Source organism: Gemmatimonadota bacterium (assembly GCA_041390125.1).
Lineage (GTDB): Bacteria > Gemmatimonadota > Gemmatimonadetes > Longimicrobiales > Gaopeijiaceae > JAGQIF01.
This window is the reverse complement of record JAWKQN010000019.1, coordinates 56,173-79,208: the sequence shown is the minus strand read 5'-3', so window position 1 is coordinate 79,208 and position 23,036 is coordinate 56,173. Positions and strand designations below refer to the sequence as shown.

General features: G+C 71.5%; 24 protein-coding genes. 18 read left to right on the top strand and 6 right to left on the bottom strand.

Annotated features, from left to right (window positions below):
• Positions 1-99: 99 nt before the first annotated feature.
• The 5 genes from R3E98_18585 to R3E98_18565 all read left to right on the top strand — a co-directional run bounded on the left by R3E98_18585 (position 100) and on the right by R3E98_18565 (position 5,545).
• Positions 100-1,617, top strand: coding sequence for a YifB family Mg chelatase-like AAA ATPase (locus R3E98_18585; protein ID MEZ4425413.1), 1,518 nt, complete (start codon positions 100-102; stop codon positions 1,615-1,617).
• A gap of 157 nt (positions 1,618-1,774) precedes the next feature.
• On the top strand, positions 1,775-2,797 hold the full coding sequence (locus R3E98_18580) for an EamA family transporter (protein ID MEZ4425412.1): 1,023 nt from the start codon (positions 1,775-1,777) through the stop codon (positions 2,795-2,797).
• 45 nt (positions 2,798-2,842) lie between these two features.
• Positions 2,843-3,409 carry an RNA 2',3'-cyclic phosphodiesterase gene (gene thpR / locus R3E98_18575; protein MEZ4425411.1) on the top strand — a complete coding sequence of 189 codons (567 nt, stop codon included), beginning with the start codon at positions 2,843-2,845 and terminating at the stop codon, positions 3,407-3,409.
• Positions 3,410-3,506: 97 nt separating this feature from the next.
• The gene (locus R3E98_18570) at positions 3,507-4,181 is read left to right on the top strand and encodes a hypothetical protein (GenBank protein MEZ4425410.1); all 675 of its coding nucleotides are present in this window, start codon (positions 3,507-3,509) and stop codon (positions 4,179-4,181) included.
• Positions 4,178-5,545 carry a sigma-54 dependent transcriptional regulator gene (locus R3E98_18565; GenBank protein ID MEZ4425409.1) on the top strand — a complete coding sequence of 456 codons (1,368 nt, stop codon included), beginning with the start codon at positions 4,178-4,180 and terminating at the stop codon, positions 5,543-5,545. The genes R3E98_18570 and R3E98_18565 overlap by 4 nt, the downstream gene beginning before the upstream one ends.
• Before the next feature lie 111 nt (positions 5,546-5,656).
• Here the strand turns inward: R3E98_18565 and R3E98_18560 are convergent, their stop codons facing one another.
• Positions 5,657-6,418 carry a matrixin family metalloprotease gene (locus R3E98_18560; protein ID MEZ4425408.1) on the bottom strand — a complete coding sequence of 254 codons (762 nt, stop codon included), beginning with the start codon at positions 6,416-6,418 and terminating at the stop codon, positions 5,657-5,659.
• Positions 6,419-6,583: 165 nt separating this feature from the next.
• Between R3E98_18560 and R3E98_18555 the strand changes: the two genes are divergently transcribed.
• The 13 genes from R3E98_18555 to rseP all read left to right on the top strand — a co-directional run bounded on the left by R3E98_18555 (position 6,584) and on the right by rseP (position 18,035).
• A complete protein-coding gene (locus tag R3E98_18555) occupies positions 6,584-8,068 on the top strand; it encodes an aldehyde dehydrogenase family protein (protein ID MEZ4425407.1) in 1,485 nt (494 codons plus the stop codon).
• Positions 8,069-8,105: 37 nt separating this feature from the next.
• Entirely contained in the window at positions 8,106-8,789 is a 684-nt protein-coding gene (gene lepB, locus R3E98_18550; GenBank protein ID MEZ4425406.1) for a signal peptidase I, read from the top strand.
• 191 nt (positions 8,790-8,980) lie between these two features.
• Positions 8,981-9,838 (top strand): RNA polymerase sigma factor RpoD/SigA, encoded by an 858-nt coding sequence (locus tag R3E98_18545; protein MEZ4425405.1) that lies wholly within the window; start codon positions 8,981-8,983, stop codon positions 9,836-9,838.
• Positions 9,839-10,005: 167 nt separating this feature from the next.
• Positions 10,006-10,449 (top strand): 50S ribosomal protein L13, encoded by a 444-nt coding sequence (gene rplM, locus R3E98_18540; GenBank protein ID MEZ4425404.1) that lies wholly within the window; start codon positions 10,006-10,008, stop codon positions 10,447-10,449.
• Positions 10,450-10,454: 5 nt separating this feature from the next.
• Positions 10,455-10,856: a 30S ribosomal protein S9 gene (gene rpsI, locus R3E98_18535; protein ID MEZ4425403.1), complete on the top strand. Its 402-nt coding sequence runs from the start codon at positions 10,455-10,457 to the stop codon at positions 10,854-10,856.
• A 34-nt stretch (positions 10,857-10,890) separates the two neighbouring features.
• A complete protein-coding gene (rpsB, locus tag R3E98_18530) occupies positions 10,891-11,796 on the top strand; it encodes a 30S ribosomal protein S2 (GenBank protein MEZ4425402.1) in 906 nt (301 codons plus the stop codon).
• Positions 11,797-11,924: 128 nt separating this feature from the next.
• Complete coding sequence (gene tsf / locus R3E98_18525) at positions 11,925-12,530, top strand: translation elongation factor Ts (protein ID MEZ4425401.1); 606 nt, start codon at positions 11,925-11,927, stop codon at positions 12,528-12,530.
• Between the two features lie 20 nt (positions 12,531-12,550).
• On the top strand, positions 12,551-13,270 hold the full coding sequence (gene pyrH / locus R3E98_18520) for a UMP kinase (protein ID MEZ4425400.1): 720 nt from the start codon (positions 12,551-12,553) through the stop codon (positions 13,268-13,270).
• 67 nt (positions 13,271-13,337) lie between these two features.
• The gene (gene frr, locus R3E98_18515) at positions 13,338-13,859 is read left to right on the top strand and encodes a ribosome recycling factor (protein MEZ4425399.1); all 522 of its coding nucleotides are present in this window, start codon (positions 13,338-13,340) and stop codon (positions 13,857-13,859) included.
• 38 nt (positions 13,860-13,897) lie between these two features.
• Positions 13,898-14,638, top strand: a complete 741-nt coding sequence (uppS, locus tag R3E98_18510) for a polyprenyl diphosphate synthase (GenBank protein ID MEZ4425398.1) — start codon at positions 13,898-13,900, stop codon at positions 14,636-14,638.
• 39 nt (positions 14,639-14,677) lie between these two features.
• On the top strand, positions 14,678-15,526 hold the full coding sequence (locus R3E98_18505) for a phosphatidate cytidylyltransferase (protein ID MEZ4425397.1): 849 nt from the start codon (positions 14,678-14,680) through the stop codon (positions 15,524-15,526).
• Positions 15,523-16,674, top strand: coding sequence for a 1-deoxy-D-xylulose-5-phosphate reductoisomerase (gene dxr, locus R3E98_18500; GenBank protein MEZ4425396.1), 1,152 nt, complete (start codon positions 15,523-15,525; stop codon positions 16,672-16,674). Before R3E98_18505 ends, dxr begins: the two co-directional genes overlap by 4 nt.
• Positions 16,671-18,035 (top strand): RIP metalloprotease RseP, encoded by a 1,365-nt coding sequence (gene rseP, locus R3E98_18495; protein ID MEZ4425395.1) that lies wholly within the window; start codon positions 16,671-16,673, stop codon positions 18,033-18,035. Before dxr ends, rseP begins: the two co-directional genes overlap by 4 nt.
• A 137-nt stretch (positions 18,036-18,172) precedes the next feature.
• Here rseP and cysK read toward each other — a convergent pair whose 3' ends face one another.
• The 5 genes from cysK to R3E98_18470 all read right to left on the bottom strand — a co-directional run bounded on the left by cysK (position 18,173) and on the right by R3E98_18470 (position 22,961).
• Positions 18,173-19,132: a cysteine synthase A gene (cysK, locus tag R3E98_18490; protein ID MEZ4425394.1), complete on the bottom strand. Its 960-nt coding sequence runs from the start codon at positions 19,130-19,132 to the stop codon at positions 18,173-18,175.
• Positions 19,133-19,326: 194 nt separating this feature from the next.
• Positions 19,327-20,145, bottom strand: a complete 819-nt coding sequence (locus R3E98_18485; protein MEZ4425393.1) for an MBL fold metallo-hydrolase — start codon at positions 20,143-20,145, stop codon at positions 19,327-19,329.
• A gap of 158 nt (positions 20,146-20,303) precedes the next feature.
• Complete coding sequence (locus tag R3E98_18480) at positions 20,304-21,524, bottom strand: putative sugar nucleotidyl transferase (protein MEZ4425392.1); 1,221 nt, start codon at positions 21,522-21,524, stop codon at positions 20,304-20,306.
• Positions 21,521-22,594, bottom strand: a complete 1,074-nt coding sequence (locus tag R3E98_18475) for a sugar phosphate nucleotidyltransferase (protein ID MEZ4425391.1) — start codon at positions 22,592-22,594, stop codon at positions 21,521-21,523. Before R3E98_18475 ends, R3E98_18480 begins: the two co-directional genes overlap by 4 nt.
• Positions 22,563-22,961, bottom strand: a complete 399-nt coding sequence (locus R3E98_18470; GenBank protein ID MEZ4425390.1) for a response regulator — start codon at positions 22,959-22,961, stop codon at positions 22,563-22,565. The genes R3E98_18475 and R3E98_18470 overlap by 32 nt, the downstream gene beginning before the upstream one ends.
• Between the last annotated feature and the right edge of the window lie 75 nt (positions 22,962-23,036).

Sequence of the window (23,036 nt, the reverse complement as noted above, 5' to 3'; positions counted from 1 at the left end):
CCCGGATCCTCCACGCGCCCCGGGGCTTCGGCCCCGGGGCGCGTCGTCGTGCGGCCGAACCCGTCATGGTGACGCCCCTCTGCCCGGCGAGACTCGGGCGTGCTCGCGCGACTCTCCTCCGCCGCCCTGCTGGGCATCGACGCCTATCGGGTCGACGTCGAAGTCGACGTCGCTCCCGGTCTGCCCGGATTCCAGGTGGTGGGGCTGCCGCACGGCGCCGTGCGTGAGGGCCGTGATCGCGTGCTGTCGGCGCTCGCCCACATCGATCGGGCGGTCCCGCCCCGGCGCATCGTCGTCAACCTGGCCCCGGCGGACGTGCCCAAGGAGGGGAGCGCGTTCGACCTGCCCATCGCGCTCGGGCTGCTGGCCGCGGCGGGTGCCGTGCCGGTGGCGTCCCTGGCGGATACGGTCTTCGTGGCCGAGCTGGGATTGGACGGGTCGCTGCGTCCGGTCCGGGGCGCGCTGTCGGTCGCGCTGCTCTGCGTGGATGAGCGGGTACGCACCCTGGTGCTCCCTCGCGCCAATGCACGCGAGGCGTCCGCCATCGCGGGCCTCGAGGTGCTGGGCGCCGATCACCTGCGTGAGGTCGTCACGCACCTGCGCGGGGAGCGCCGGCTCGGCGACCGTCCACCGCCGCCGCCCCGGAACGGGCCTCCCCCCAGCGCGGGCGCGCTCGCACAGATCCGGGGACAGCCGCGTGCCAAGCGGGTGCTGGAGATCGCGGCGGCGGGCGCCCACAACCTGCTGCTCGAAGGACCCCCGGGGGCGGGCAAGACCCTCCTCGCGCGCGCTCTGCCGACGCTCCTGCCTCCGCTCGCCGAACGCGAGGCGGTGGAGGTGACGCGCGTGCACTCGGCCGCAGGGCTGCTACCGGCCGGTGGCTCGCTGCTGGAGCGGCGCCCGTTCCGCGCGCCCCATCACTCCATCAGCGAGGCAGGACTGGTGGGTGGGGGACGCCCACCCCGCCCGGGCGAGGTGAGCCTGGCGCACCGGGGCGTGCTGTTCCTGGACGAGCTGCCCGAGTTCCGGCGGCCCGCACTGGAGAGCCTGCGCCAACCGCTGGAGGAGGGGTCGGTCCTCATCGCCCGCGCCCGCGCGTCCGTGCGCTTCCCGAGCCGCGTACAGTTGGTGGCGGCCATGAACCCCTGCCCCTGCGGATTGCGCGGGGCCACCGCGACGCCGTGCCCCTGCTCGCAGGAGGCGGTGCGCCGCTATCGCAGCCGGATCTCCGGACCCTTGCTGGACCGGATGGACCTCTTCCTGTGGGTGCCGCGGGCGGACCTGCGCGCCTTGGCGGAGGCGGCCGCGCCGGACGCGGAGGCCACCACCCGGGCCGCGGTCGCGACCGCCCGGGCGCGTCAGCGCGCGCGCTTCGAACGGGAGGGTCGCGTGTTGGTCAACGCGCACATGGGCATCGCGGACCTGGAGCGGCACGTGCGGCTGGCGCCTCCGGTCCGCGCGCTGCTCCTGGAGGCTGCCCAGCGCCTCGCGCTGTCGGCGCGCGCCTATCACCGGGTCCTCAAGGTCGCGCGCACCATCGCCGATCTGGACGACGCGGACGCCGTCGATGCGCCGCACGTGACGGAGGCGCTGGCCTACCGCCCGCTCCCCCCGTGACGCGGCGGGTGCTGCGTTCCGGGGCGGGCCGACCCTCCGATGCTCCACCGCGCGAGGGCGGGCCGGGGCATTGCCGCCGCCCCCCGCTCCGGTCGAGCTTTGCCACCCGGAGCGGGGCCCTCCCGCCTCCTCCCCTTCGCCCCGGTGCACCCACGCCATGCCCACCCGGACGGAGCCCTCCCGGCTCCGGCTCGTCGGCGCGTACCTCGCGGTCTACCTGGTCTGGGGATCGACCTATCTGGCGATCCGCTTCGCCATCGAGTCGCTGCCGCCGTTCCTGATGGCGTCGCTGCGGTTCCTTCTGGCCGGCGGGCTGCTGTATGCGTGGGCGCGGCTGCGCGGGGCGCCCCGTCCCGCCCGCCTGGAGTGGCGCAGCGCCCTGATCGTGGGTGGACTGCTCCTTCTCTGCGGCAACGGGGGGGTGGTGTGGGCCGAGCAGCATGTACCGTCGGGGACGGCGGCCCTGCTGGTGGCGACCGTCTCTCTCTGGGTCGTGCTGCTCGAATGGCGCTTCGGGACCCGGTCCAGACCCTCGCCGGCCCTGGCGCTCGGCGTGCTCGTGGGCCTCGGTGGAGTGGCCCTCCTCGTCCTGGACGACGGCTTCGGCTACGGGACACGGCAGGGATGGTTGGGGGCGGGCGCGGTCGTGGTCGCCGCGGGGGCGTGGGCCGCCGGATCGCTCTATTCACGCACGGCCCCGCTGCCCGCCTCACCCCTCCTGGCCACTGCCATGCAGATGCTGGCCGGCGGTCTGCTCATGGGCACGCTCAGCCTCGCGCTCGGCGAGCCCGTGCGCGTCGACGCGGCCGCAGTGTCCCTCCGGTCGGTCCTGGCCCTCGCCTACCTGGTGGTCTTCGGGTCGCTCGTGGCCTTCTCCGCCTACGTGTGGCTGCTCCGGGTCCAGCCTGCCGCCCGCGTCGCCACCTACGCCTACGTCAACCCGATGGTCGCCCTTCTCCTGGGATGGGGCTTCGGCGGAGAGCCGCTGGCTCCGCGGACCCTGGCCGCAGCCGGCGTGATCGTCCTGTCGGTGGGCATCATCACGCGGGAGACGGGGCGGCGCCGCAGGTCCCGGACCCTGCCGGCCCCGGTGCCGATGGGCGAGCCCGGGGCGGCCCGGGTCGACGGCGGTGGGGACGCGGGTCCTGCAGGCTTGCCGGGCCGGTCGGCCGCTCCCTAGCTTCGGCCCGTCCCCGTCCGAGCACGGACGCCGACCCAGGTGACGATGCGCCTCTTCGTCGCGATCAACCTCTCCCGGAAGGACCAGCGCACGATCCACGGCTCCACCAAGGGGCTGCGGGAGTGCGCGTTTCCTCTTCGCTGGCTGGACGATTCCACCTACCACCTGACCCTCAAGTTCCTGGGCAGCGTGGACCCGCGGCGGGTGCCGCAGATCGCCGCCAAGCTCGACCGCATCGCGGCCTCCAACGCGGTCTTTCCCCTGGAGTGTCGCGGGTTCGGAGCGTTCCCCACGATCCGCAAGCCCCGGATCGTGTGGCTCGGCGTGGAACCGTCGCCTGCCTTGCGTTGCCTGAAGCAGGATCTCGAGTGGGGTCTGGCCGAGCTCGGCTTCGAGCGCGAGACGCGCGCCTTCCATCCCCATATCACCCTGGCGCGCGCCACCGACGAGGGAGCGGGTGCCTTTCGGGGGCTGGATGCGCGGGTGGCCGGGCTCAAGCACCGGCAGCGCACGCCCGTCCGCACGGTGGATCTCATGCAGAGCCACCTCGGAGCCGAAGGGCCACGCTACACGGTGGTGCACCAGAGCGAGCTGCCGCAGCGTCCGGCGTGAGCGGCCTCGGTCCGAACTCGGGTCCGGATCGGTGGTACCACGGAAGATCCAGCTCCGGCCCGACAGGGAGGGAGCGTTCCCCAGGGTGGAGGCAGCGGTGTTCGGTCTGATCCGGAGGCTGGTGGGAACCGTCGTGACGGCGGCCGTGCTGGTGGTGGTCGCGTGGGCGGGCTGGCGGTGGGGTGACCGGGTCTTCCCGGCGGCGGAGCGCTGGGTAGGCATGGAGCCCGCCGCGTCGGCCGCGGCGGGAACCCCCGACGCGGCGCCTTCGGAGCGCGTCGCCACGGCCGCCCGGGCCCGCGTGGAAGCCCTCCTCGACGACCGCGCCGGGCAGGCCGAGCTCGACGGCGTGGAGCTCACCAGCCTGCTTCGCTACGACGCGCGGGACCAGATCCCGGCCGCGATCCTCGATCCGGTCGTGGCGATCGAGGATGGGCGGCTGGAGCTCTCCGGCCGGCTCGTCATGGCGGACGTCCCGGCGCTTCCCGACCTGGGGGGTACACTCGGCGCCCTCCCCGATACGGTGGACGTGGCCGTCATCGGCACCCTCATCCCCTTCGACGGTCAGGGCTCCGCGTTCCTGGTCGACCGGATCCGCCTCGCGCGGATCCCGCTGCCGCGCCCCACGGCGCCGCGCGTGATCGCGTCGCTGGATCGGGTCCGGCCTCCGGGGCTTCCCGAGAACGCGCTGTACGTGCGGCTTCCCTCCGGCCTGCGCTCCGCGTACGTCGAAGAGGATCGACTCGTGGTGGTCGCGGGGCAGGGCGCCTGATGGCCAGGATCCTCATCGTCGACGACGAAGCCTCCATCCGCAACGCGCTCGAGCAGGTCTTCGAGTACGAGGGCCACGACGTCACCGTGGCCGACTCCGCGCGGGAAGCGCTGGGGCTGTATCCGGACGTCGCGCCCGACGTCAGCTTCCTCGACGTGAAGATGCCCGGGATGGACGGGCTGGAGCTCCTGCGCAAGCTACGCGAGAGCGAGCCGGGCGGCGTGTTCGTGATGATCAGCGGGCACGGCACCATCGACACCGCCGTCGAGGCGACGCGACAGGGCGCGTTCGACTTCCTGGAGAAGCCCCTCGACACCACCCGGTTGCTGGTCACGTTGCGCAACGCGCTCGAGCGCAAGGGTCTCTCCGACTCCGTGGAGCGGCTGCGCACCGAGGTCGAGAGCCGGTACGAGATCGTCGGCACCTCGTTCGCCATCCGGCACGTGCTGCAGGTCGTCGAGAAGGTGGGCCCCACCGACGCCGACGTGCTGATCACGGGTGAGAACGGCACCGGCAAGGAGCTGGTGGCCCGCGCGCTCCACCGCCTGTCCCAGCGCGCCGACGGGCCCTTCGTCGAGGTCAACTGTGCGGCCATCCCCTCCGAGCTGATCGAGTCCGAGCTCTTCGGGCATCTCAAGGGCTCCTTCACGGGTGCGGTCGCCGACCGGACGGGGAAGTTCGAGCAGGCGGACGGCGGCACGCTCTTCCTCGACGAGATCGGCGACATGTCGCCCGCCGCCCAGGCCAAGGTGCTGCGCGCCCTGGCCGAGCGGGTCGTCACCCGCGTGGGCGGAACCAAGGCCATGGACGTGGACGTCCGGGTCGTGGCCGCCACCAACAAGGACCTCGAGGACGAGATCGCGCAGGGGCAGTTCCGCGAGGATCTCTTCTACCGGTTGAACGTGGTGCCCATCCACGTCCCGCCGCTGCGTGAGCGCCGGGACGACATCCCCATGCTGGTCCGCCACTTCGTTCGGCGGATGGTGGATTCGGGGCGAGGCCAGGAGCGCACGTTCTCCTCGGGCGCCCTCGAGCGGCTGTCGGAGCTCGATTGGCCCGGCAATGTGCGCGAGCTGCGCAACACGGTCGAGCGCCTGATGATCCTCGCCGCCGGCCCCGAGGTGGCGGAGGAGGACGTGCAGCGTCTGGCGCGCGGCCGCGAGACCTCCCTGGGGCTCGGGGGGGAGCTGCTGCAGGCGTCCACGTTCAGCGACTTCAAGGACGCGGCGGAGCGCGCCTACATCCTGCACAAGCTGCGCGAGCACGACTGGAACGTGTCGGAGACCGCGCGAGCGATCGACATGCCGCGCTCCAACCTCTACAAGAAGATCGAGCGCTACGACCTCACCCGCGAAAGCGTGTAGGCTGCGGCGCGCCTGCGCGCGGCGGAGCTCCGGTCTGCGTGCCGCGAGCGGCGGACCGCCGGTGGAGCGTGGCTCGCCCCCGCCGATCCGCCGCCGGTCCGCCTCCGGGCGTCAGCGGACCAGCGCGCCGTCCGGCAGCCGATAGAGGGCGGCCACGGTGGCGTAGTCGCGCGCCGTCAGGCGCACGGCGGTGTTCTCCGGATACATCACGTCCTCCGGCGCGTCGCTGTGGCCCAGCCCCAGCGCATGCCCCATCTCGTGCGCGGCGGCCAGCTCGACCTGGTCGTCCGTGAGGATCCGACGCGCATCGAACGGGTCTCGCGTCACCAGCGCCAGGTCGAGGACGCGGAAGCGGGTCGTCTCCCCGGAGCGGCGCCATTCGTAGCGCGTCGATCCGAGGCGCCCGTCGTCCAGCCGTGCCGCCCAGCGCAGCGTCACGTCGGCGTCGGCCGGCGCCACCCGCCCTTCGACCACGCGGATCCGCATGGGCGTGCCGTCCCACCGCAGGACGCCGCGCACGGCCGCGCGCTGGAGCCGGGCCGCGGTCCCGCGCTCCTCGTCCGGCGTCGGGACCACCACGGTCAGGATCCGGTCGGGGTCGGGCCACCGCAGCACGCGGAAGGAATCGGGCTCCGCCGGGTCGGCGCAGAGGTACCCGGCGTCCCGGCAGACGGTATCCCGCTGCAGGAGCTCGGCGGGCGCCGCCTTCACCGCGCGGGTCCGCTCGCGACAGTCCGTGTCGCGGGAGCAGGGCGTCGGGTCCCCTCCGGCGGCGGACCAGGCGTCCGCCGCCGTGCGGGCGCCGAGCAGGCACAGGGCCAGCACCACGACGGTGCCCAGGATCCGGCTGCTGGTCTCGGGGGCGGAGCTCAAGAACAGACCTCGGGGCAGGGAGGAATGCCCGTCCATCCGAGCAGGAAGCCTGCCAGGGGCGACCGTCCCCGGCAGCCTCCACGCGTCGCCTTGTGGCACGGCTGGACCGGCACGAAGTTCCTCGTCCCACCTGTCCCGCCGGCCCCACGTCCCGCCTCGAGGATCATGGACCCGATCTTCCAGAACTTCATCGCCGGGTCCTGGTGCCCGCCCGCCACCGACGCCTGGTTCGAGAACCGCAACCCCGCGCGCCGGTCCGACCTCATCGGTCGGTTCCCCCGCTCCGGCCCGGAGGACGTCCGGCGGGCGGTCGAGTCCGCGCGCCGCGGGTTCGAGCTCTGGAGCCGCACGCCCGCTCCGGCGCGGGGAGAGGTGCTGCGCCGGGCCGGCGACCTCATGAGCGCCCGCAAGGAGGAGATCGCGCGGGCGGCGACCCGCGAGATGGGAAAGGTGCTGGCCGAGACCCGGGGCGACGTCCAGGAGGGCATCGACACGGCCTACTATGCCGGCGCGGAAGGACGCCGCCTGTTCGGGCATACCGTGCCGTCGGAGCTGCGGGACAAGTGGGCCATGAGCTTCCGCCGTCCCATCGGTGTCTGCGGCATGATCACGCCGTTCAACTTCCCCATGGCCATCCCCACCTGGAAGATCTTCCCCGCGCTGGCCTGCGGGAACGCGGTGGTCTTCAAGCCCGCCGAGGACGTGCCGCACACGGGAGCCCTCTTCGTCGAGATCCTGCTCGAGGCCGGATTGCCCCCGGAGGTCGTGCAGCTCGTACACGGCTACGGGGAGGAAGTCGGGGCGGCGATCGTCGAGCATCCCGACGTGCCGGTGATCTCGTTCACCGGCTCCACCACGACCGGCCGACGTATCGGAGAGATCTGCGGACGCATGCACAAGCGGCTCTCGCTCGAGATGGGTGGGAAGAACGCGCAGATCGTGCTTCCCGATGCGGACATGGAGCTCGCCCTGGACGGCGTGCTGTGGGGCGCCTTCGGGACGACCGGCCAGCGCTGCACGGCCACGTCGCGGCTGCTGCTGCACGAGTCCATCGAGCGCGAGTTCCTCGATCGGCTCGTGGCCCGGGCTGAGGCCCTGCGGCTGGGCGACGGGCTCGAGGCGGACACCGACGTCGGGCCCCTGATCCACGAGGAGGCCGTCGCCAAGGTGGAGGCCTACGTCGACGTCGCGCGGAGCGAGGCCGAGCTCGTCACCGGGGGCAGCCGTCCGGGGACGGAAGGCCTGTCGGACGGGTGCTTCTTCGCCCCCACCGTCGTGCGAGCGGTCGCCCCGGGCAGTCGGCTCGCCGTGGAGGAGATCTTCGGTCCGGTGCTCAGCGTCCTGACGTTCCGGACGTTCGACGAGGCCGTGGCCATCAACAACGAGGTCGTCTACGGCCTGTCCAGCTCCGTCTACACGTCGGACGTGCGGACCGCCTTCCGGGCCCTGAACGAGCTGGACAACGGGATCACCTACGTCAACGCTCCCACCATCGGAGCCGAGGCTCATCTGCCGTTCGGCGGTGTAAAGCAGACCGGCAACGGCCACCGGGAGGGCGGGTGGGAGGTCTACGACTTCTACTCCGAGACGAAGGTGGGCTACGTCGACTATTCGGGCCGACTCCAGCGGGCCCAGATCGACAACTACTGACGGGCGGCCGGTCCGGCGGTCGGGAGGGGGCGCGGGGATGACCAGGATGCTCAACGTGTTGCTGGCCTGGGTGCGATCGGCCGTCATCGCCTTCGTGCTCTTGCTGACCGTCCGCTTCTTCGTCGTGGATGCCTTCAAGATCCCCACCTCCTCCATGGAGGGGACGTTGCTCGTGGGGGACTTCCTCCTGGTCAACAAGGCGTTGTACGGGTCGGAGGTGCCGGGTACGCACCTGCGCATCCCGTCCCTGCGGGAGCCGCGGCTGGGCGAGGTGGTCGTCTTCTCGGCGCCACACGATCCCGGCAAGAACTACGTCAAGCGCGTGGTGGGGGGCCCGGGGGACATCGTGGAGATGCGCTCCAAGCGGCTCTTCCGGAACGGCAAGGCCGTGGACGAGCCCTACGTGAAGGTGCTCGATCGAACGGGGGACGCGGTACATCCCGACATGCTCTGGCAGAAGGCCTGGCTGGTGAAGGGGCCCAAGCGCGGGTACCGGCCCACTCGGGACAACTGGGGTCCGATCCGCGTGCCGGAGAATCGGTACTTCGTCCTGGGCGACAACCGGGACAACAGCGAGGACTCGCGGTACTGGGGCTTCGTCCCGCGTGACGCGATGCTCGGGAGCCCGTGGCGGGTCTACTACTCGCTCGACTGGGACCTGCAGGCGCCGCACTGGTGGGCCGGCGTGCGCTGGGCCCGCATCGGGACCCGCGTGGATTGAGCGGCCCGTCCGCGGGCGTGGACGCTGCTTGCGCCGCGCGCCGGGGCGGTCCCATTTGCAGTACGGGAGGGGCCCGGTCTCGTCCCCCGGGGCCTTTCGCGGTCGTCGCTCGACCATGGGGGTCGGGCTCCGGTTCAGCGTGGGAGGGGTAGCGGCGGTCCCGGATGCCGGGAAGGCCGCGCTCGACGTCCATGGTCCGACTCGGGACTTCGTCTCCCGGAGAGCGGTCCCTCGACCGCTACCTGCTGGAGATCAGCGCCTTCCCGCTGATCGACCAGGAGGAAGAGGCGCGCCTGGCGCGCGCCATCCGGGAGGGCGACGACCTGGCCCTCGACCACCTCGTGCGCGCCAACCTGCGCTTCGTGGTGGCGGTGGCGAAGCGCTACCAGAACCAGGGCGTGCCGCTGTCCGATCTCATCAACGAGGGCAACGTGGGGCTGCTGCGGGCGGCGGTCCGGTTCGACGAGACGCGCGGGATCAAGTTCATCAGCTACGCCGTCTGGTGGATCCGGCAGGCCATCCTGCGGGCGCTGGCCGAACAGGCGCGCATCGTCCGGATGCCCATCAACCGGGCGGGCACCCTGTTCCGGATCGCCCGCCGCAGCGCCGCGCTCTCCCAGGAGCTCGGCCGCGAGGCCACCCCGGCCGAGGTGGCCGTGGACCTGGGCCTCGACCCCGGTGAGGTGGAGTCGCAGTACACGGTGGCCCGCCCCCACGTGTCGCTCGATCGTCGGGGCGGCACCGGGGACGGGGACGACCTGCCGCTGGCCGAGCGGCTGGGCGCCCCCGACGCGGAGACACCGGAGGTCCGGGTGGAGGGCCTGGCGCTCCGGACCGGGGTGGCGCGCGCGCTGGAGACCCTGACGGCGCGCGAGGCCAAGGTGCTCCGGCTCTACTACGGGCTCGACGGACAGGAGGGTCTGACCCTGGCCCAGATCGGCGCGGAGATCGGCGTGACCCGGGAGCGGGTCCGGCAGATCAAGGAGAAGGCCCTGGTGCGGCTGCGCCATGCCTCGCGGGCCCGGCACCTGGCGGCCTTCCACGACTGAGGCCCCTACGGTCCGACCGCCGTGGCACGCTGGCCTGGCGTGCGCGGCCGGCCGCCCGGCGGCCCTCGCCGGCGGCCGGATCCGGAGCCCGGGCCCGCGCGTTGACACCCCCAGGGGGGGCGACTAGCTTAAAAAGCTATATCATTTCAGCCCTTTGCCGTTCTGCGATGAAGACGTATACACCCCGGAAAGGCGACATCCAGAGGAAGTGGTGGGTCGTCGACGCCGCCGGCCAACCGCTCGGCCGCCTCGCCACGGAAGTTGCTCGTATCCTGCGCGGCAAGCACAAGCCCCAGTATACGCCCTTTCTCGACACCGGTGATCACGTTGTGGTCATCAACGCGTCGGGCGTCATGCTGACCGGCAACAAGGCCGACAGCAAGACCTATTTCCGCCACTCGGGCTACATGGGTGGGGAGCGCCACATCCCGTTCCGCACCATGCAGGAGCGGCATCCGGAGCGCGTGATCGAGCTCGCGGTCAAGGGCATGCTTCCCAAGAACGCGCTCGGGCGCACCATGCGGAAGAAGCTCCGCGTCTACGCCGGGGACGAGCACCCCCACGTGGGCCAGGACCCGCAGCCCCTGACCCTTCCCAGCCGCGGCAACTGATCGGAATGGCAGCCAAGACTCCTGACAACGTACAGACCGTCGGCCGTCGCAAGACGGCGGTCGCGCGTGTCCTGCTCCGCCCTGGCGCGGGCAAGTGGTGGATCAACGGCCGTGAGCTCTCGGACTACTTCCCGCGCGAAAGCCATCGCAAGCGGGTGGAGGAGCCTTTCGAGGCCACGGAGCTCGTCGGTCAGTTCGATGTGAAGGTGCGGGTGCGTGGGGGCGGCCTCTCCGGCCAGGCGGACGCGGTCCGTCTGGGCCTGGCGCGCGCCCTGGCCGGCCGGGATGAAGAGCTCCGACCCCGCCTGCGGGTGCGGGGACTCCTGACGCGCGATCCGCGCGCCGTGGAGCGCAAGAAGCCCGGGCGTCCCAAGGCCCGCAAGCGGTTCCAGTTCAGCAAGCGTTAAGAGCACGCTCACGAGGAACGACTCAGGTCGGGGCATGGAGCAGATCGGACTCAACGAGATGTTGGAAGCGGGCGTCCACTTCGGGCATCAGACCCGTCGGTGGAACCCGAAGATGCGGAAGTTCATCTTCACTGAACGTCACGGCATCCACATCATCGACCTCCGCAAGACGCTGGACCGGCTGCACGCCGCCCAGGAGGCGGTGCGCCAGGTCACGCTGAAGGGCGAGCGGATCCTGTTCGTCTGCACCAAGAAGCAGCTCCGCAGCATCATCGAGACCGAAGCCTCGCGCTCCGGGGCGTTCTGGGTGACGGAGCGCTGGCTCGGTGGGATGCTGACGAACTTCCAGACCATCCGGAAGCAGATCCGGCGCCTGCGGGAGCTCGAGCGCGGACAGGAAGAGAACCGCTTCGAGTTCTATACCAAGAAGGAGCGGCTGCTGCTCGAGCGGGAGCGGCTGAAGCTCGAGAAGTACCTGTCCGGCGTGAAGGACATGGGTCGGTTGCCCGGCGCGATCTTCGTGGTCGACGCCAAGCGCGAGCTGATCGCCGTCCGCGAAGCGGCGCGGCTGGGTATCCCGGTCATCGCCATCGCCGACACGAACTCCGACCCGGACCTCATCGACTACCCGATCCCCGGGAACGACGACGCCATCCGTTCGGTCGGGCTGATCAGCAAGGCCATCGCCGACGTGATCGAGGCGACCCGGCGCGAGGTGCCCGACGAGGAGATGCGGCGCACCGACGAGTTCGAGACCACGACCTACTCGACGGAGACGGGGGAGACCACCGACGTCGAGGAACGCCCGCGTCGGCGCGTCCGGCGCCGGCGTCGTCCGCGGCCGGACGTCATCGCCCAGCATCTCAAGACGGGCGAGGACGGCGCCGAAGCACCCGCGGGCGGCTCCGAAGGCGGCGAAGAGCCGTCCGGCGAGGAGTAGGCGCTCGCCGAGCGCGCTCCGGGCCCTGCCCGGTCCAGCTTCACCGAAAGGCGGCGGCCCACCTCGTGTCGATGGCCACCGCCTTTCTTTTTTGCCGAACACCTGACCGCCACACCTAAACCGAGCAGATGACGACGATGCAGATCTCCGCGCAGGACGTGAAGGCTCTCCGGGACCGCACCGGAGCGGGGATGATGGAGTGCAAGAAGGCGTTGGCCGAGACCAACGGGGACATCGAGGCCGCCATCGACCTGCTGCGCGCGAAGGGCGCGGCCAAGGCCGCCAAGCGCGCCGACAAGGCCGCCAACGAGGGCACGATCGGATCCTACATCCACTTCGACAATCGCACCGCGGTGATCGTCGAGGTGAACTGCGAGACCGACTTCGTGGCCAACACGGATGACTTCAAGGCCCTGGCCAAGGATCTCGCCACGCACATCGCGGCGGCCAACCCGCTCTCGGTGAGCAGCGACGACCTCCCCGCCGACCTCGTCGAGCGGGAGCGCCAGGTCTACCTCGAGCAGGTCAAGGCCGAGGGCAAGCCGCCCCAGGTGCAGGAGAAGATCGTCGAGGGCAAGATCCGCAAGTTCTTCGAAGCCAACGCCTTGATGAGCCAGCCCTTCGTGAAGGATCCGGACAAGACCATCGAGCAGCTCATCACGGAGGTCTCCGCCAAGACCGGCGAGAAGATCGAGGTGGCCCGCTTCGCACGCTTCCAGGTCGGCTCGCGCTGACCGGCCGGGGAGAGCCCACCATGGACGGTCAGCCTCTGAAGTACCAGCGGGTGCTCCTCAAGCTCTCGGGCGAGGCGCTGGCCGGAGACAAGGGCTTCGGCATCGACCCGCCGGTCGTGGACCAGCTCACCGAAGAGGTGATGGAGCTGCACGGGATGGGCGTCGCCCTCGGCCTCGTGATCGGGGGCGGCAACATCGTGCGGGGCTCCCAGGCGTCCGAGCGCGGCATGGACCGTGTATCGGCCGACTACATGGGCATGCTGGCCACCATCATCAACGCCCTCGCCCTCCAGGACCTCCTCGAGCGCAAGGGCGTCGACACCCGGGTCCTGACCGCCATCCGGATGGATCAGCTCGCCGAGCCGTACATCCGGCGGCGGGCGCTGCGCCATCTGGAGAAGCAGCGCGTGGTGATCTTCGCCGGCGGGACCGGGAATCCCTATTTTTCGACGGACACCGCAGCGGTGCTGCGCGCCATCGAGATGAACGCGGACGTGGTCATCAAGGCCACGAAGGTCCGGGGCGTCTATACCGCCGACCCGGCCAAGGACCCGAGCGCCGAGTTCATCCCGACCATCTCCTTCCAGGAGGTGGTGCAGCGCGAGCTTGCCGTGATGGACGCACCGGCGGTGTCGCTCTGCAAGGAGAACGGGCTTCCGATCATCGTCCTGGACCTCGACGACCGTGGCGCCGTCGGCCGCGCTGTCCGAGGCCAGCGGATCGGTACCCTGGTGTCGTGAACCGCGCCCCTGCGCCCAGAGCCGAGAGAGAGCCGACGTGCCCACGCTGAAGGAAGCCGAACAGCAGATGCAGGACACGCTCGACGCGCTGCGTCGGGAGTTCGCCACCGTCCGCACGGGCAAGGCCACGCCCGCGCTGCTCGACACCGTGCGGGTGGACGCGTACGGAGCCAAGATGCCCGTGAACCAGGTGGCGACGGTGTCGACGCCCGACGCCACCATGCTGGTGCTGACGCCGTTCGACCGCTCGATCATCGGTGCGATCGAGAAGGCCATCCAGTCGGCCGATCTGGGCCTGAACCCGGCCAACGACGGCACCGTCATCCGCATTCCCATCCCGCCCCTCAACGAGGAGCGGCGCAGGGAGTTCGTGAAGCTGCTGCACAAGATGGCCGAAGAAGGTCGGGTCTCGATCCGGCACGCGCGCCACAAGGCGAACGACGAGGTCAAGAACCGCCTCAAGGAACACGAGATCGGCGAGGACGAGGCGCATCGCACGCTCGACCAGATCCAGAAGCTGACGGACGACCACGTCCGCCAGGTGGACGAGCTGCTGGCGCATAAGGAGAAGGAGATCATGCAGGTCTGAGCGCTCGCCTCGCGAGCGACGCTCGGCCTCCGGCCGCTATGTCCCAGCTTCTCGACGAAGTGCGTCTGAATGGTGCCGTGCCGGAGCACGTGGCCATCATCATGGACGGCAACGGCCGTTGGGCGGCCGCCCGCGGATTGCCGCGCCCGGAGGGACACCGGGCCGGGATGCGGGCCGTGCGGGAAGTGGTGGAAGGCGCGATCGAAGCGGGTGTGCGCATCCTGACCCTCTTCGCCTTCTCCACCGAGAACTGGCAGCGGCCACGCCGCGAGATCTCCGCGCTCATGTCCATCCTGCGCGTGTACGCGCAGAAGGAGCAGCGCGACCTGGCCCGGCAGGGGGTCGAGGTGCACGTGCTGGGCGAGATGGACCGCCTCGACGGATCGACCCGCCGCGCCATCGACGGCATCATCGGCGCCACCCGGGGCGGCACCAACCTGCGCCTGAACCTCATGATCTCCTATTCCGGCCGTGAGGAGCTGGTGCGCGCCATCCGCCTGATCGCCGCTGATGTCGCTGCCGGCCGCCTGCGGCCCGAGGACGTCGGCGAGGACACCCTGGAGGAGCGGCTCTTCACCGTGGGCCTGCCCGATCCCGACCTGCTGATCCGCACGTCGGGCGAGATCCGGGTCAGCAACTTCATGCTCTGGCAGGTGGCCTACACGGAGATGCACATCACCCGCGTGCTGTGGCCCGACTTCACCCGCGAGGACCTGTTCACGGCCGTGCTGGATTACCAGCGTCGCGAGCGGCGCTTCGGGCGGATCAGCGCGCGCTGACGGGTCGCTGATGGCATCCTTCTCCGGCGACCCGCGCCCATGAGCGGGGATCTGGCGCGGCGGGTCGCCGTCGCGGCGGTGGGCATCCCCTTCGGCGTGTGGGTCATCTACCTCGGGGGGTGGCCCCTGGGCGCCGTGATCGGCGCCATCGCGGCGGGCTCGGCGCACGAATTCTATGGGCTGGCCCGGGCGCGCGGGGCGGTGCCGCTCGTAGGACTGGGCGTCGCGGCCGCGGGCGGCATCGCCGCCGCTCCGTTCCTGGTGCCCGTGGACGTCGTGGCGCTTCCCCTGTGGACCCTCGCGGTGCTGCTGGTCCCGCTGGTGGCCGCCTTCGCGGTGTTCATCCGCGGGGTGGAGGGCCGGCCCCTGGAGGTGTTGTCCGTCACCGTGACCGGCGTGCTGTACACCGGGGGTGCGCTGTCCTTCGCGGGGCTGCTGCGTACGACGCCCGGGACCAGCGAGCTGGGTGGCGCGCTCCTGCTCGTCTTCCCGTTGCTCGTCACCTGGATCGGGGACACGTTCGCGTACTTCGGGGGGCGGGCGTGGGGCCGGCGCAAGCTGGCCCCGCGGGTGAGCCCCAAGAAGACGGTCGAAGGCGCGCTGGCCGGGCTGGTCGGCTCCGCGTTGGCCGGGGGGCTGTTCACCGCGCTCGCGCTGGAGCCGGCCGGCATCGGTCTGTCCATCGCGCCCGGCGCCGTGCTGGCCGCCCTCCTGGGCGCGGTGGGGCAGGTGGGCGACCTGGCCGAGTCGGTCCTGAAGCGCGAGGCGGGGGTCAAGGACTCCGGCGCGTTGCTGCCGGGGCACGGCGGGCTGCTCGACCGCTTCGACGCGATCTTCTTCACGGTGCCCGTCTTCTGGGTCCTCTTCCGCGCATGGAGCTCGCTGTGATCCGGATCGCGTTGCTGGGGTCGACCGGGTCCATCGGCGAGAGCACGCTGGCCGTGGTCGAACGCCATCCCGACCGGTTCCGCGTCACGGCCCTGGGCGCCCGTCGCTCGTGCGAACGGCTGCGGGCCCAGGCCGAGCGGCACGGGCCGACCGCCACCGTGCTGGTGGAGCCGGACGACGCGGCCGACCCGGCCTGGGGACGCGGCACCGAGGCGCTCTGCGCGCTCGGCACCCGACCCGACGTCGATGTCGTGGTCAACGCGGTGGTGGGCTTCGCGGGGCTGGCGCCCACGCTCGCCGCCCTCGAGGCGGGCAAGCGGGTGGCGCTCGCCAACAAGGAGTCCCTGGTGGCGGGGGGACCGCTCGTGGCCCGGGCCCTGGAGCGGGGAGGCGGCACGATCGTCCCCATCGACTCGGAGCACTCGGCGATCCTTCAGTGCCTCTCCGGGTACGAGCCCGACGACGTGGCGCGCCTGGTGCTGACCGCGTCCGGAGGCCCCTTCCGCGGGTGGAGCCGGGACGCGCTCCGCGCCGTCGGTCCGCGCGACGCGCTCCGGCATCCGACGTGGAACATGGGAAGCAAGATCACGGTCGACTCGGCGACGCTGGCCAACAAAGCGCTGGAGGTCATCGAGGCTCACGTGTTGTACGGCATCGACTTCGATCGCATCGACGTGGTGGTCCACCCGCAGTCGATCGTCCATAGCTTCGTGGAGTTCCACGACGGGTCGGTGCTGGCACAGCTCGGATATCCCACCATGGAGCTGCCCATCTTGATCGCGCTGAGCCACCCGGAGCGGGTGCCCGACGCCGAGCTCCGCACCTTCGATCCGGTGCGGATGTCCCCGCTGACCTTCGAACCGGTCGATGACGACGCCTTCCCGCTGTTCGGGGTCGGCGTGCGCGCCGGACGGGCCGGAGGCACCGCCCCCGCGGTCTTCAACGCCGCCAACGAGGTGGCGGTGGCCTCGTTCCTGGACGGCCGCCTTCCGTTCCTCGAGATGGCCGGTGTGGTCGAGGACACGCTGGCGGCCATCGCCGGACCGGAGGCGCCCGATCTCGCCGCGCTCGAGGACGTCGACGCGCGGGCGCGCGCGCACGCCCGCGCCGCGGTGGCGGTCCACGCCCGCGCGGAGGCTCGCCCGTGACGCTGCTGGCCACGGTCGTCCTGCTGGGCGTCCTGATCTTCGTGCACGAGCTCGGACACTTCCTGGCCGCCAAGGCGGTCGGGATCCGGGTGGAGCGCTTCTCCATCGGGCTCGGTCCCCGCCTGGTGGGCTTCCAGCGCGGCGAGACCGACTACGTGATCAGTTGGATCCCGCTCGGCGGCTACGTGAAGATGGGCGGGATGGACGACGAGGTCATGGAGCGCGTCGAAGGGGGTGCGCCGGCGGGGCCGCGCGCGCCCAGCGACCATGATTTCGATGCCAAGCCCATCTGGGCGCGCGTGCTGGTCATCTCGGCGGGGGTGATCTTCAACTTCATCTTCGCCTTCCTGCTGTACACCGTCATCGCGGGCTTCTGGGGCAGCCAGGAGATCGACAGCCGACGGATCGGCGAGGTGGAGGCGACGGCCTTGCCGGCGGGCACGGAGGCGCTCACCGGACTCCCCTCCGGGGCCGAGCTGGTGCGCATCGGCGACGAGCCCATCGGGTCCTGGACGGACATCCCGGACGCCCTCCTGGCCGAGTCCGGTCCGACCGTGTTCGTCACGGAATCGCCTGCGGCCACGGTGGAAGTGGACCTGCCCACGAATCCGGAGGAGCGCCTCCGCATCGTGGCGGCGCTCCCCCTCTGGCTGCCCGCGGCGGCGGGGGACGTGCAGGCCGGGTCGCCGGCCGCCCAGGCGGGCCTCGAGAACGGTGACCGGGTGGTGGCCGTCGAGGGCGTGCCCGTGGAGAGCTGGTGGGACCTGGTGCGGGAGGTCCGCGACCGCGCGGGCGAGCCCACCGAGCTCGAGATCGACCGGGGCCAGGGGCGCACGGTCCTCCGGACCGTGACCCCCGAGCCGTTCGAGGAGACGGACCCGCGGACCGGCGAGACCGTGACCATCGGCCGTATCGGTGTGGGTTCGCCGGGGTGGAGCATCCCCATCCGGTACGAGCGGGTGGGGCCGGCGGGCGCCATCCGGCAGGGCGCGGTCGAGACGGTGGAGGTGACGGGTCTGCTGGTGGGCTTCCTCCGCGACCTGGTCACGGGCAACGTGCCCGCCAGCTCGGTGGGGAGCATCGGCGCCATCGCCGAGATGTCGGGACAGGCGGCCCGTCAGGGCATCGTGACCTTCCTGGACTTCATGGCGCTGTTCTCCATCAACCTGGCGGTGCTGAACCTGCTGCCCATCCCCATCCTGGACGGGGGCCACCTGCTCTTCCTGCTCGTGGAGGCGGTGCGCGGGCGCGCACTCTCGGTGGAGCAACGGGCCCGGCTCTCGCAGGTGGGGCTGGTGATCGTGATGGGTCTGATGCTCTTCGCGCTCTCGAACGACATCCGCCGGTTCTTCGGGCTGTAGGTGCGCGGTCGCGCGCCGACTGCGGCAACGGGGCACAACCCGGTCGGGTGTGCCCCGTTGCGCGTACGGCCGTCTTCCCGCGAAGCCCTGGACGCGGGCGGCGCCGGTGCCGCGTCCCGCCCTCGCGCCGCGCGACCTCAGATCCCTTCGAACAGCGCGGTCGAGATGTAGCGCTCCGCGAAGGAGGGGATGATCGTCACGATGGTCTTGCCCTCCGACTCGGGGCGGGCGGCGATCCGGTAGGCCGCCCACAGCGCCGCACCCCCGGAGATCCCCACGGGCAGTCCCTCGGTGCGCGCCGCCGTGCGCGCCATGGCCAGCGCATCCTCGTTCGTGACGGCGATCACCTCGTCGATCAGGTCCGTATCCAGGATCGCCGGCACGAAACCGGCCCCGATCCCCTGGATCATGTTGCCCGGTCCGGGCTGTCCTCCCGACAGCACGGGGCTGACCGACGGCTCCACGGCCACCATGCGCAGGCCGGGCCGGCGCGGCTTGAGGACCTCTCCGCAGCCGGTCAGCGTGCCGCCCGTGCCCACCCCGGACACGATCACGTCGACCTGGCCGTCGGTGTCGTTCCAGATCTCCTCGGCCGTCGTGCGTCGGTGGATCTCCGGGTTGGCCGGATTCTCGAACTGCATCGGGCGCACCGAGCCCGGGATCTCGGCGAGCAGCTCCTCGGCCCGGCGCAGCGCGCCGTTGATGCCCTCCTCCTTGGGCGTGAGCACCACCTCCGCGCCCAGGAGGGCCAGCATCTTCCGTCGCTCGATGGACATCGTCTCCGGCATCGTGAGGACGCACCGGTATCCCTTGGCGGCGCAGACGAACGCGAGCGCGATCCCCGTGTTGCCGGAGGTCGGCTCGACGATGGTCGAGTCGGGGCCGAGGCGTCCCTCACGCTCCAGGGCCTCGATCATGGAGACCCCGATCCGGTCCTTCACGCTGGCCAGCGGGTTGAAGAACTCGAGCTTCAGCAGCACCTCCGCCCTGGCGCCCTGCTCCGTCGCCAGCCGCGGCGCCCGCACGATCGGGGTGTCGCCGATGGTTTCGAGCAGAGAGGCGAAGATCTTGCCACGTCCAGGTTTATGCGCGCTCATTCAAGCTCCGGTTGAAGGGTGTCCCCGCAGGGTGCGGGCGCCGGCTCCCGCCGGTGCGATCCAGAGGCGCGATCCCGGGCCGCCAGGGCTCACCGCCAGCCGCCGGACGGACCGGGCGCCGCTCCGCGGCGGCGATCCGGCGCGTGCGCGTGGACCCTCCGGCCGGCAGACAGCCGCCGGCTGCACGCCTGCCCTCAGAACAACGAATACTGGGCGGGCGCGCGACGGGCCTTCAGATCCACGAGGTCGAACAAGGTCGTCGGCTCGTCCTGCAGAGCGACGTCCAGGAAGCCGTCGTAGCCCAACCGCCCGAGCGCATCGCCCACGACCCGGAGTGCCAGCTGCGGGTCGTTGCACTCTGCGGACAGATGCGCGAGCAGGATGCCGGCGAGGCCATCGTGCACGAGCTCGCAGGCGAAGCGCGCCGCGGCGTGGTTGGACAGGTGCCCGTGGCTGGAGGCGATGCGCGACTTGACCGACCACGGGTAGGGGCCGGCGTGCAGCATCCCCTCGTCGTGGTTGGCCTCGAGGATCAGGAAGTCCGAGCGGGAGAGCGCGTGGCGGATCTGCGCGGTGGGGCGCCCGAGGTCGGTGGCGATGCCCACGCGCAGACCCGTCTCCTGGTCGACCAGGGCGAGCCCGACCGGGTCGGCGGCGTCGTGCACGGTGGTGAACGGCTCCACCCGGATCTGCCCGATGTCGAACGGCATCCCCGGGCGGTAGGTACGCACCCGCTCGGTGCCGCGCAGGTGACGCCGCGCCGCGCGCTGGGTCCCCGCCGTCAGGTGGACCTCGAGGTCGTGGCGCCGAACGAGGGAGAGACCCCGGGTGTGGTCCGAGTGGTCGTGGGAGATGACCACTCCGCTCAGCTGCGCCGGATCGACGCCCAGGTGACCCAGGCGACGCTCCAGCTCCCGCGCGCTGAAGCCCACGTCGACGAGCACGCGCGTGGCACCCGCTTCGATCAGCGTCGCGTTGCCGCGCGAGCCCGTGCCCAGGACCGAGAGCCTCACGGCCCGCTCCGGACGGCGCGGGGCGCGCTCGAGCTGGGGAAGACGGGGACGAAGGACATCGACACGCCGGGTGAGGGGATGGCCGTCAATGTGGTCGGGAGCGCAGGGGCCCGGCAACCCGTCGGAGGACCGGGCGCGACGCGCGGTGCGGGCCCCGATCAGCCGCGGAGCACGGCGCTCCGGGTCCACGCCCGCTCCAGCACGCTCGCCATCGCGCTGCTCAGCGTGAGGCCTCTCCGGCCCATCACCACCCGGGCCACCTCCAGGAAGCGATCGAAGCGGTATTCCACCAGGTCGGATCCGCTGCCCCACGAGAACGGAGGCACCCACGCCGGAGGCATGACCCCACCGAACAGGTTCGAGCCCGCCCCCACCACGGTGCCGGTGTTGAGCATCGTGCCGATCCCGGTCTTCACATGGTCGCCCAGGAAGCAGCCGACCTTCGTCAGGCCCGTGTCCACCGACCCCTCGGGGAGCTTGAGTCGCACGTGCCCGTAGTTGTTCTTGAGGTCGCTGTTGGTCGTGAGCGCGCCCAGGTTGACCCAACGCCCCAGGTAGGCGTGCCCCAGGAAGCCGTCGTGGGCCTTGTTGCTGTAGCCCAGCAGCACGGACTCCTCCACCTCTCCGCGGACCTTGCAGACCGGCCCCAGCGAGACGGCCGAGATCGACCCTCCGAACAGCGTCGAACCCCGGCCCACGAAGGCGGGGCCGGCCAGCCGCAGGTGCGCGCCCAGGACCACGCCGGGATCGACGTGGATCGGACCCCGGCGGGCGTCGAGCACCACGCCCGGCTCGATGACCACGTCGGGGGCCAGCACGACGCCGTGGGTGCCCAGTCGCACGAGGCCCACGGGGTCGGCGGAGGGAGGCGTGACGTGCTCGTGGGCCAGGTCCTTGCCCACACGGTCGGCGTTGCCGGCCATGAGCGACCATACGCCCTCCAGCCACTCGCCGCGCAGCACGAGCGGGGAGCGCGCGCCCGGCAGCGGCGTGCGGTCGAGAAGCTGCTCCTCGGTGGGCCGCGTGGCTCCGGCGGGGAGCAGCCAACCCGCCAATGCGCCGGCGACCTCCACCGGGACCGGCCCGCCGGGCGAGGGTGCGGGAAGCGCCGCCGCCACATCGTGGCCCCACGAGACGCGGCTGCAGAGCAGCAGGCACGGCGTCTCGACGTCCGCCAGATCCACCGCGGGGGGCGCGCCCTCCTCGTCGAATCCGATCAGGTCCGCGCCGGCCCAGTGTCCTGCGCACGTCTTGCGCAGGCCCCGCTCGGCCCGCTCGCGCAGCGTATGGGCTCCGTACAGGAGCTCGCCCACCGGGCGGGTGGCCGCGAACGGGTGGAAGCCGCGCGCCACGCGATCGTCGAAGAGGTAGAGCTTCATGACGCGCTCCCTCCGAGGGTGGACGGCAGGCGTGCGAGCAGGGCCTTCAGGTCCGGGCTCCGCGTCCGCGTGGTGACGAACGTGACGTCGCCCGTCCGGACCACGACGAGGTCGTCCACCCCGAAGAGCACGACCCGCCCGTCCTCGCTCCAGACGATGTTGCGGTGTGCCTCCACCGCGTGGACGGCACCCACGGACACGTTGCCGTCCGCATCCGCCTGCCGTGTCCGTCCCAGCGCCTCCCACGCCCCGACGTCGTCCCAGGCGAACGTGGCCGGGACGGTCCCGACCCGGTCGCTCCGTTCGAGAACGGCCTCGTCCACCGTGGTGACGGGAACCTCACGGAAGAAGGCGTCCACGTCGTCACGCTCCAGGTGCTCCAGGGCCGCGGCGACGTCGGGGGCCGTGGCACGCAGCTCCCGCAGGAAGGTGGCGGCGCTCCAGACGAAGATGCCGCTGTTCCAGAGGTAGCCGTCGCGCACATAGCCGGTCGCTGTCTCGCGGTCGGGCTTCTCCACGAAGCGACGCACCTTCCGCACCTCGGCGGTCCCGTGCCCACCGACGACCTCTCCGGGCTCGATGTAGCCGTATCCGGGCTCGGGCCGGGTGGGGACGATCGCGGTGGTGAGCAGCAAGCCCTCCCGCGCGGCCACGTGCGCGCTGTCCGCGAGGAGCGCGCGGAAGGCGGCGGGTGGATCGATGACGTGATCCGCGTGGATCGACGCCAGTACCGCGCCCGGGTGCTCGCGCTCGATCGTCCAGGCCGCCCAGGCCAGGACGGGACAGGTGCCGCGCGCCGCAGGCTCGACCAGGAAGCTGGAGGCCGGCAGGCCGGTGGCGTGCCGGATGGGCTCGACCAGGGAGGCCCCGGTCAGGACCCGGATGCGCTCGGGAGGGACAAGGCCGTCCAGCCGCTCCACGGTGTCCACGATGAGGGGGCGCTCGCTCCCGAGCGGGAGGAGCTGCTTGGGACGGCTGGGCGTGCTGACCGGCCAGAAGCGGGAGCCCACGCCCCCCGCGAGGATGAGGATCCAGAGATCAGCCGGCGAGGAGCTGGTCGATCCGGGCAAGGAGCTTCTTCGGGCTGAAGGGTTTGGTCACGAAGTCGGAGGCGCCCAGCGCGAACGCGCGCTCCCGGTCGGCGTCCTGCCCCTTGGCGGTCAGGATCATGACCGGTACGCTCGCCCGGGTGGGCATGCCGCGGAGGCGTTCCAGCACCTCCAGGCCGGTGGCCCCGGGCATCATGATGTCGAGCAGGATCAGATCGTAGCGCACCGAGCCGGCCAGCAGCTCGAGCGCGGCCACCCCGTCGGAGACGGCGTCCACCGTGAACTCGGACGCCTCCAGCAGGGTGGTCAGGATCCGCCGGATATGCGGCTCATCGTCCGCCACGAGCAGACGGGCACGGGGCACGGCGGACGTGGAGGCTTCGGACATGCCGGTGCGTCGGAAGGGGGAGAGACGGCCGGGAACCTAGGGCACAACTGGTGTAAAGTCAAGGAATTACAAGCG